Source organism: Methylobacterium sp. CCH7-A2, from assembly GCF_001557075.1.
GTDB lineage: Bacteria > Pseudomonadota > Alphaproteobacteria > Rhizobiales > Beijerinckiaceae > Allobosea > Allobosea massiliensis.
Window position 1 is genome coordinate 1 of record NZ_LSKN01000073.1, and the last position, 9,164, is coordinate 9,164.

Sequence of the window (9,164 nt, forward strand, 5' to 3'; positions counted from 1 at the left end):
CTGGAAAACAGCGCCAGATCACCGCTTATCTGCAGCGAGATTGAGTCAGACCCGAAGATTGCCCCCGGCGAACCGACGGTGTTGTCCAATCTCGGCCTGTCGCTGGCGCTTTCGCGGCAGTTGCCGGAGGCCGAACGCGTCCTGCGCGAGGCGGTCTCGAATGGCCGTGGCGACCCGCGGGTGCGCCAGAACCTCGTGCTCGTGCTCGGCCTGCAGGGCCGCTTCGCGGAGGCCGAGACGCTGGCGAAGCAGGACCAGAGCCCCGCGGAAGCGGCAGCGACCATCGCCTATCTCAAACGCAGCGTGAGCCAGCCGAACAGCTGGGAAATGCTCAAGACCGGCGGGGCGAGGCCGAAGGCGAAGCCGGCTCCTGCCCAGGCCGGCGCTCCGACGCCCCCACCGCAAGGCTGACGACACGCCCTTTCAGGCGCCCGGTCGCACCGGCGCCAAGCCCGCTCTTGTTTTTTCCGGTTTTGGGTCGCGATCCGCCAGGACTCGGGTCCGACAGGGTTGAAAAGCCCTGCCGGGGGCAGAACCTCGTGCCTCACTCAAATCCGCTACTGCAGCTTCATCGTCTGGATCGCCGCCGGCATCATGATGACGACGAAGAGCACGGGCAGGAAAAACAGGATCATCGGCACGGTGAGCTTGGGCGGCAGCGCAGCCGCCTTCTTCTCGGCCGCCACCATGCGCTGGTCGCGGCTTTCCTGGGCGATCGTGCGCAGCGCCGTCCCCAGCGGCGTGCCGTAGCGCTCCGCCTGAATCAGCGCGGTACAAACGGACTTGACCCCCTCGAGCCCCGTGCGCGTCGAGAGGTTCTCATAGGCCTGCCGGCGCTCGGAGAGATAGGACAGCTCCGCCGTGCAGAGCGCGAACTCCTCGGCCAGCGGAACCGACTGGCCGCCGATCTCGGTCGAGACCTTGCGGAAGGCGTGCTCGATCGACATGCCCGATTCGACGCAGATCAGCAGCAGGTCAAGCGCATCGGGGAAGGCCGCCTTCATCGAGGCCTGACGCTTGCCGATCTGGTTGGAGAGGAACAGCTCGGGCGCCTTGATGCCGAGATAGGCGCCGCCGACCGCCATGCCGATTCGCAGCATCACCGGCTGGCCGAAGTCGTTGATCACGAACACATAGAGCAGCGTGAACAGGAACAGGCCGATCGGCATCACCAGGCGGAAGAACAGGAAGGCGACTTCGGCCTGCTGGCCGCGATAGCCTGCCATGGCGAGCTGGTTCTTGGCGGTCTCCGTGCCCAGCCAATCGCCCAGCTTGAACTGCTGGACAATGTGCCGCATGAACGCCTTCGGCTCCTGCCGCAGCGAGACCCGGTCGGCTTGGCGGTTGAGGCGCTCGCGCTCGCGGGCCCGGATCTTCTCCCGCTCGGTCGCGACGTTCTTCATCCGTTTCTGGAGGTTCGATCCCTCCGTCAGGGGGATCGCGATCGTCAGCACTGTCGCGGCGGCGGCAATGGCGGCGAACAGCGCCAGCAGGAACTGGCTGTCGACGACCTTGTCCGCGATCAGGGAAATCATCGGTCGTTCCTTAGATATCGAAGTTGATCATCTTGCGCATGACCAAGATGCCGATCAGCATCCAGATCGCGCAGCCGACAAGCGCGAATTTTCCCGCCTGGGTGAGCCATAGCAGCTCGATGTAGCGGGGGGTGGTCAGGTAGACCAGGCCGGCGACGGAAGGCGGCAGACAGGCGATGATCGCCGCGGAGGCCTTGGCCTCCATCGACACCGCCTGGATTTTGTCGCGCATCTTGCGACGCTCGCGGATGACTTTCGATAGGTTGCCGAGGGTCTCGGACAGGTTGCCGCCGGTCTTCTGCTGGATCGCCAGCACAATGCCGAAAAAGTTCGATTCGGCGCAGGGCATGCGCTCGTAGAGCTTGCTGACCGCCTCTGTCAGCGGTAGGCCCAGCGCCTGGCTTTCGATGATCAGGCGGAATTCGGTCCGGACCGGCTCGGCCGCCTCGGTAGCAATGATCCGCAGGCAGTCGTTGAGCGGAAGGCCCGCCTTAATGCCGCGGGTGATGACGTCGATGGCGTTGGGGAACTCGATGCCGAACTTCTTCAGCCGGCGGTCTCGGCAGCGACTCAGGAACCAGGGGGGGATCCCGAACCCGCCGATGAACAGCCCCGCCAGGCCGAGCAGGCTGTTGCCGCTGAGGAGGAAAAGCACGAAGCCCGTGCCGACCGCCATGAAGAGGCTGACGACGTAATACTTCTTTGGGCTCCAGCTCAAACCGGCTTGCTGGATCTTCTGTTCGAGCGTCAGCTTGTTACGGGCGTTCTCCCGGTTCTCGATCTCCTTGAGACTCTGCGCGATCTGGCCGCGCTTCGCCCGCGCCTGCGCTTCGCGATCGAAGGCGCGCGCGGCGACGGGCGCGGCAAATTCCTTGCGGCGCTTTTCAGCCCGTGCCTCGCCGCTGAGCATCGGATAGAACAGCGCATAGGTGACGCCGCCGGCGGCAATCGTCGCGAGCGCCACGACGGCGAGAACGCTCAGATCCATGGCCGTCTCTCCGGGGCGGATGCGGCGTCAGGCGGCATTGGCTTCGCCCTGCTCGAGCGCGTCGATCGCGGCCGCGAGACGCTGCTCCTCGCCGTAATAGCGAGCCCGATCCCAGAAGCGGGGCCGACCGATGCCCGTCGCGCGGTGGCGCCCGATGAGCTTGCCGTTGGCGTCCTCGCCGAGGACGTCGTAGTTCACGAGATCCTGGGTGATGATGACGTCACCCTCCATCCCCATCACCTCGGTGATGTGGGTGATGCGGCGCGAACCGTCGCGCAGGCGCTGGGCCTGGATGATCACGTCGATCGAGGAGCAGATCATCTCGCGCAGCGTCTTCGAGGGCAGCGAAAAGCCGCCCATCGTGATCATCGATTCGATACGGCTGAGGCATTCGCGCGGGGTGTTGGCGTGGAGCGTCCCCATCGAACCGTCATGGCCGGTGTTCATCGCCTGCAGGAGGTCGAAGGCCTCCGGTCCGCGGACCTCGCCCACGATGATCCGCTCGGGACGCATGCGCAGGCAGTTCTTGACGAGGTCGCGCATGGTGACCGCGCCGGTACCCTCGAGATTGGGCGGGCGCGTCTCGAGCCGCACGACATGGGGCTGCTGGAGCTGGAGCTCGGCGGCGTCCTCGCAGGTGATGACGCGCTCGTCCTCGTCGATGTAGTTGGTCAGGCAGTTGAGCAAGGTCGTCTTGCCCGAGCCCGTGCCGCCCGAGATGACGATGTTGCAGCGGACTCGGCCGATGATCTTGAGGATCTCCGCACCCGGCGGCGAGATGGCGCCGAACTTGACGAGCTGATCGAGCGTCAGCTTGTCCTTCTTGAACTTGCGGATGGTCAGCGCCGGGCCGTCGATCGCCAGCGGCGGCGCGATGACGTTGACGCGCGAGCCGTCGGCGAGGCGCGCGTCGCAGATCGGCGAGCTTTCGTCGACGCGGCGACCGACCTGGCTGACGATGCGCTGGCAGATGTTCATCAGCTGCGCGTTGTCGCGGAAGCGGATGTTGGTGAGCGTGATCTTGCCGCCGGTTTCGATGAAGGTCCGGGTCGCGCCATTGACCATGATGTCGGCGATGTCGTCGCGGGCCAGGAGCGGCTCGAGCGGCCCGTAACCGAGAACGTCGTTGCAGATGTCCTCGAGCAGCTCTTCCTGTTCGGCAATGGAGAGCACGACGTTCTTCAGCGAGATGATCTCGTTGATGATGTCGCGAATTTCCTCGCGCGCGGATTCCCCATCCAGCTTGGCGAGCTGTGACAGATCGATGGCCTCGATGAGAGCACCAAAGATCATGCTCTTCATCTGATAGTATTCATCGGAGCGCTGCTGCTCCAGCGCAGGCGGCGGAACCGCCCGGCGTGTATCGACCGGCGGCGCAGCCGGCTCCGCCGGACGCAAGGCAGGGGCGGCCGCCGTTGGCGCCTTCAGCGCCAGGGCCGGCGCGGTCGCTCCCCCCGGGGATCGCTTTCCGAACATCTCAACCCTCTTGTCCGCAGGTCAGCGCCGTCATCCGCCGAAGCCGCATCGCTCAGGCCTTGCGCCGGAGCTTCGCCACGATCGGCTCGAATAGGCTTCGCTTGCTGCGCTTGGCCTCACCGCGGCCGGTCAGACCGCTCGCGATCTGAACGAAAGCCTCGGCGATCTTGCTGCCCGCCTGAACTTCGGCGATCATCTGGCCGTTATTGGCCGCGGTGCCGAAGAGCTGGGCATCGAAGGGGATGGTGGCGAGGATATCGAGGCCGAGCGCCTTGGAGAACTCGGACGCATCGATCTCGGGACGCTTGGGTACGCCGACCTGGTTGAGCACCAGCTTGGGACCGGAATCGTTCGGCCGATTGGCCTTGGCCAAATCGACCAGGTTCTTGGCGTTGCGCAGCGAGGCGAGCTCCGGCGCCGCCACGACCACGATCTCGTCGGAGTGAATCAGCGCCCGTCGCGCCCAGGAGCTCCAGAGATGGGGCACATCGAGCACGACGCAGGGAACCGTCGCCCGCAGCAGATCGAAGAGCTGCTCGAAGGCATCCTCCGGCAGGTCGAGCGTGCGGTCGAGCACCGCCGGCGCGGCCAGCAGAGCGAGATTGTCGCTGCAGCGGGAGAGCAGACGATCGAGCATGTTGGCGTCGAGGCGCTCGGGCGAGAAGACCGCTTCCGCGATGCCCTGCGGCGGGTCCTGGTTGAAGTCCAGCCCAGCGGTCCCGAAGGCGATGTCGAGATCGACGATGACGGTCGAGGCGTCGAGATTGCGGGCGATCGCCCAGGCGACATTGTGCGAGACCGTCGAAGCGCCGACGCCGCCCTTGGCGCCCATCACGGCGATGATGCGGCCGAGATTGCGGGCGCCTGGCGCGACATAGAGCTCCGACAGCGTCTTCAGCACATCGAGCGTGCCCAGGGGCGCAATGAGATATTCGCTGACGCCGCGGCGGATCAGGTCGCGGTAGAGCTGGACGTCGTTGACATGGCCGATGACGACCACCTTCGTCCCGGCGTCGCAGCTCTCCGACAGCGCATCGAGATGCGCGACCAGCGTGGCGGAATCGGAGACCGTCTCCAGCACGATGATGTTGGGCGTCGGGGCGGCGCGGAAGGCTTCGACCGCGGCGGCGGGCCCGCCCATCTGAATGCGCGCATGCGCCTTCTCCATGCGGCGGTCGGCGATGGCGGCCTGCATGGTCGCAGCCACGCCCGGCGTCTCGCAGAAGGCCTGGATGGTGACGCGCGGAAGCGGCGCGATCACCTCGTCGGCCGCACCGGTCACAGGTGGGTCCTGATCCTGCCCGGCGCTCATCAGCGTCCTCCGACGGTGGAGTTGATCTGGGGCGTTTCCTGCCGGTACTGGGTCGACGGGTCCTTGCCTTCGCGGATCTTGGCGATGGCGCCCATTCGCTTGGCGATGTCGGGCCTTCCTTCGCTGCGCGAGCGCATGAGATCGACCGGATCGGCGACCTGAGCCGCGAGCGTCGCCTGGCTGGAACAGCCGAAGTTCCAGTAGGGCCCGTTCGACATGTCGTTCTTGAAGCTGGACACGCCCGTATCGGCCGGCCACTGGCCGCAATCATGCGGGAGCCTGGCCTGGAGCGAAGCGAATGTCAGGCGGATGGGAGAGGCGAGATGGGCGTCCGCCACCGGATAAGTGGTGACCGACAGCGCATTGCCGGGGACGCCACCACGGGCCAGCGCCGAGCGGATGCCGTTGAGCGTGTCATGGGCCGCCAGCTCGCGACGCGTGCCCGTCGGCACCTGAGCGACCAACCCGCCCTTGCCGGAGCGGCGGTATTCGCGGGCGAATTCGGCGACATCCTCCGCCTGTCGATCGTCGAGCCCGCCGCCTGCTCGTCCGACGAAGACATCGAGCGAGCGTGGCGCGTCGCGCAGCACGATCGGGTGACGCTCGCGCACATCCACGGGCACCCCGGTTTCGGCGAGATCGCGCTTGCCGGCACAGGCGCCGGCCAGCAGCGCCGCTGCCAGGGCGACGCCGAGGCCCAGAGGCCGGAGCGAGGTGTTCTGCTGTGATCGAGCCATCATGGTCTCGCCATCCCTTGCATCTGCGGGCTTCGCCATCACGCCTCGGCCTCAGTCGGCGATGAAGCCGACGCGGCCCTTGTAGGCCTGCGGAGCGGGCCCGCCATTCGTGCCGTAGATCTTGTTCAGTCGTCCGAGCAGCACGGCTTGGGCGTCATGCGCATCGACGAAGCCGTCGTCGGGGCGCTGCACCTGGTTCGGCTCCATCGGCTTGGCGATATAGGGTGTCGCCGTGATCATTAGCTCGGTTTCTTCACGCTGGTAGTCGCGCGAGCGGAACAGCACGCCGATCACGGGCAGGTTCATCAGGCCCGGAAAGCCGTTTAGCGAGGATCGGGAGACACGCTGGATCAGGCCGGCCGTCGCCAGCGTACCGCCAGATGGCAGTTCAACTGTCGTGTCGGATTTGCGGACGCGGAACGCCGGCGCGTTGACGACCTGCTGGCTGCTGTTGCGCGTATCGCTCAGGCGGAGCTGGTTCTCGAAGTCGAGCTCCGTCACCTCGGTAGCGATGCGCATGCTGATCTTGTTGTCCGATAGGACGATCGGCGTGAAGTTGAGAGCGACGCCAATCGGTCGGTACTGTATGCCGAGCGTACAGAGGCCGGTGCCGTCGCAGGAGTAACCGCTAGGGACCGGAACCTCGCCGCCGGCGGTGAACTTCGCGCTCTCGCCCGAAATGGCGGTGACGGTCGGCTCGGCGAGGACGCGCGAGAGGCCGGCGCGCTCGAGCGCGCGCAGGGTGAAGTTCGTCGAATTGCCGATGCCTGCGGTGACCGCAGTCGCGGCGAGCGCCTGCGGCTGCAGCGGCAGAGGATTGTCGAGCGTCGGCGTGATCGAGAAGTTGCCGAGCTTCCACTCACCGGTCGAGTTGATGCCGAGCTGCTTGATCGCCTTGCGCGAGACCTCGGAGACGACGACCTTGACCATGACCTGGTCGCGGCCGCGGATCGTCAGGGAGTTGATGACGGCGCCCTTGGACGAGGAGAAGAGGCCTGACGTGGTCCCGACGAAGGCGTTGGCGATGTCGACGGCCTGCGTGGCTTCCGAAGCGTTGGCGACATTGCCGACGAGCAGGATCGAGTTGCCTGCCGGCTTCACCTCGATCTGGGCCCTCGGCATCGCGCTGCGCAGGGTCTGGCGCAGCACGTTGAGATCGCGACCGACCTCGATTTCGAGGGAGGTGATCTGCCGGCCCTCGCCGTCGATGACGAAGATCGAGGTCTGGCCATCGGCGATGCCGATGATGAAGAGCTTGCGGGCCGACCGGACGACCGCGTTGGCGACCTTCGGGTTGGCGACAAAGACCTCCTTGGCATCGCGCGGCAGGTCGAGGATCAGCGAACGACCGATCGAGAGGTCGATCTTGCGCGAGATGGCGTGTTCGCTGGTGCCGACGTTCAGGACGGGCGCCTGGCCGGTGTTCTGAGCCAGGACCGGCCCGGCAAGCACCAGGGTCAGGACGGCGGGGAGGAGGAGACGGTCCCGGATCACTGGTTCGCACTCCTCATGGTAACGCCGTATTTGACGATGGTCATGGCGCCCTCGGCGGTCGGGCCAGCGACCACCTGCCCGGCATCCTTCAGGCTGCGCAGCGAGAGCGACAGCGTACCCATCTTCTGGGCGCGGAACAGCGTCTCGGCCTGGCCCGGCTCGACTTCGAGCGTCGCGGTCTCGCCGACGACGACCTTCTCGCCGTTTCGCTCCTGGACGTTCTGGCCGATGGCGAGAACCCGCAGGTTGCGCAGGATCGTCTCGCTGAGGAAGGCGTCGCCTTCGCCCTCCACCGACGGGCCCTTTACCGTCACGACGACGTCGACCCGATCATTTGGGAGAATGAAGCCGCCGGCCGTGTTGGCGCCGCGGCTGTCGGTGGAGATGGCCACCGCTCGCATGCCGGAGGGCAGGATGGCCGAGAGGAAGCCGGTGCCGTCGGTCTTGATCAACTTCTCGCGGCGGATCGGTTCGGCGGCGAGCATGCCGTAGCGTGCGACCTGGCCCGTCAGCTCCTGTTCGGCCTGCGGGGCTTCGTCTTTCCGGATGACGCCGGCCGGAACGCTCGCGAGCGGCCAGTCGAGCCAGCGCAGATCGGCGGTTGCGACGACGTTGCCGACGGGGATGTCCGCCGCGGCGACGAGCACGGGCACCGTGGGCGCCGGCTCAATCCGGGCGACCGGCGCCGGCGCCGGCGATGGATTGCCGATCAGCATGGCGGCGCCGATGCCGGCGACCAATGCGACCAGAAGAATGACAATACGGGCGGGACTCATAGCGACTGACCCTCGGCCAAACCCAGTTGGCGCTCGGCGAGGATCGTGCGGCTGGAATCGTCAACTTATGGTTAATCGGACGTATCTTTTTTGGGGTGCGGCCAAGGGTAGCCGGGCGGCGCGGCCGCTCAGAGCCCGATCGAGGCCCGCCAGAGCGAGGTCTCGGGCAGCACCAGCAGCGCGGCAAAGGCGAGGGCGATGCCGTAGGGAACCCCCTCCTTGGGCGAATGGAGGCGCCTCACCCAGGACCAGCGAACGACGGGCGCCGGCAGCGGATTGGCGCGCAGCTGCACGAGGGCGAGCGTCAGGACGCCTCCGGCGAGGCCGGCGATGGCGAGGTAGGGCATCAGCTGCTCGAAGCCAAACCAGAGGGCGGTGACGGCCGCCAGCTTGGCGTCGCCGCCGCCGATCCAGCCTGCCGCGAACATGCCGAAGCAGACGAGCAGGACGACCGCGCCCGCCGCCAGATGCCAGCCGATCTGGCTCCAGGCGAGGCCGAGCGTCGCGGTGCAGACGACAAAGGCCGCCACGAGCACGAGGCAGAGGCGGTTCGAGATCGTCATCGAGACCAGATCGCTCGCTGCGGCATAGGCCATCGCGGCCGGGAAGACGACGATCATCATGAAGAGAGCGGGTGTCATGGCCGAGATCCGCGGAATGAGGTTAGATCGCCGGTGGCGCCGGGAGAACAGAGATGGGCCGGGCGCGGGCGGTTGATGCGCGAAGGCGCTCCAGATCCTGTCTGAAGCGCCTTCCGTCTCGCACTGAGCGGATGCGATCCGCTTGGGATCACTTGGCCTTGCCGAGTTCGGCGCCGACGTTCGTGAAGGTCGTCTTCAGGTTGGT

Annotated in this window: 8 protein-coding genes and 1 pseudogene; 1 reads left to right on the forward strand and 8 read right to left on the reverse strand. The window is 66.5% G+C overall.

Going from position 1 to position 9,164, the window contains the following annotated elements; genetic code table 11:
* Nucleotides 1-411, forward strand: a pseudogene (locus AX750_RS05445) (hypothetical protein); the annotation flags it as partial.
* Between the two features lie 146 nt (nucleotides 412-557).
* Here AX750_RS05445 and AX750_RS05450 read toward each other — a convergent pair.
* The 8 genes from AX750_RS05450 to AX750_RS05485 all read right to left on the reverse strand — a co-directional run bounded on the left by AX750_RS05450 (nucleotide 558) and on the right by AX750_RS05485 (nucleotide 8,959).
* A complete protein-coding gene (locus AX750_RS05450; protein ID WP_066734872.1) occupies nucleotides 558-1,535 on the reverse strand; it encodes a type II secretion system F family protein in 978 nt (325 codons plus the stop codon).
* 10 nt (nucleotides 1,536-1,545) lie between these two features.
* Nucleotides 1,546-2,523 carry a type II secretion system F family protein gene (locus AX750_RS05455; protein ID WP_066719358.1) on the reverse strand — a complete coding sequence of 326 codons (978 nt, stop codon included), beginning with the start codon at nucleotides 2,521-2,523 and terminating at the stop codon, nucleotides 1,546-1,548.
* Nucleotides 2,524-2,550: 27 nt separating this feature from the next.
* A complete protein-coding gene (locus AX750_RS05460; protein WP_066719357.1) occupies nucleotides 2,551-3,999 on the reverse strand; it encodes a CpaF family protein in 1,449 nt (482 codons plus the stop codon).
* Between the two features lie 52 nt (nucleotides 4,000-4,051).
* The gene (locus AX750_RS05465) at nucleotides 4,052-5,311 is read right to left on the reverse strand and encodes a P-loop NTPase (protein ID WP_066719355.1); all 1,260 of its coding nucleotides are present in this window, start codon (nucleotides 5,309-5,311) and stop codon (nucleotides 4,052-4,054) included.
* Nucleotides 5,311-6,087, reverse strand: a complete 777-nt coding sequence (locus AX750_RS05470) for a CpaD family pilus assembly protein (protein WP_066719352.1) — start codon at nucleotides 6,085-6,087, stop codon at nucleotides 5,311-5,313. Before AX750_RS05470 ends, AX750_RS05465 begins: the two co-directional genes overlap by 1 nt.
* Nucleotides 6,088-6,099: 12 nt before the next feature.
* Nucleotides 6,100-7,542: a type II and III secretion system protein family protein gene (locus AX750_RS05475; protein WP_066719350.1), complete on the reverse strand. Its 1,443-nt coding sequence runs from the start codon at nucleotides 7,540-7,542 to the stop codon at nucleotides 6,100-6,102.
* On the reverse strand, nucleotides 7,539-8,318 hold the full coding sequence (gene cpaB, locus AX750_RS05480; protein WP_066719347.1) for a Flp pilus assembly protein CpaB: 780 nt from the start codon (nucleotides 8,316-8,318) through the stop codon (nucleotides 7,539-7,541). Before cpaB ends, AX750_RS05475 begins: the two co-directional genes overlap by 4 nt.
* Nucleotides 8,319-8,446: 128 nt before the next feature.
* The gene (locus AX750_RS05485; RefSeq protein ID WP_066719344.1) at nucleotides 8,447-8,959 is read right to left on the reverse strand and encodes a prepilin peptidase; all 513 of its coding nucleotides are present in this window, start codon (nucleotides 8,957-8,959) and stop codon (nucleotides 8,447-8,449) included.
* Between the last annotated feature and the right edge of the window lie 205 nt (nucleotides 8,960-9,164).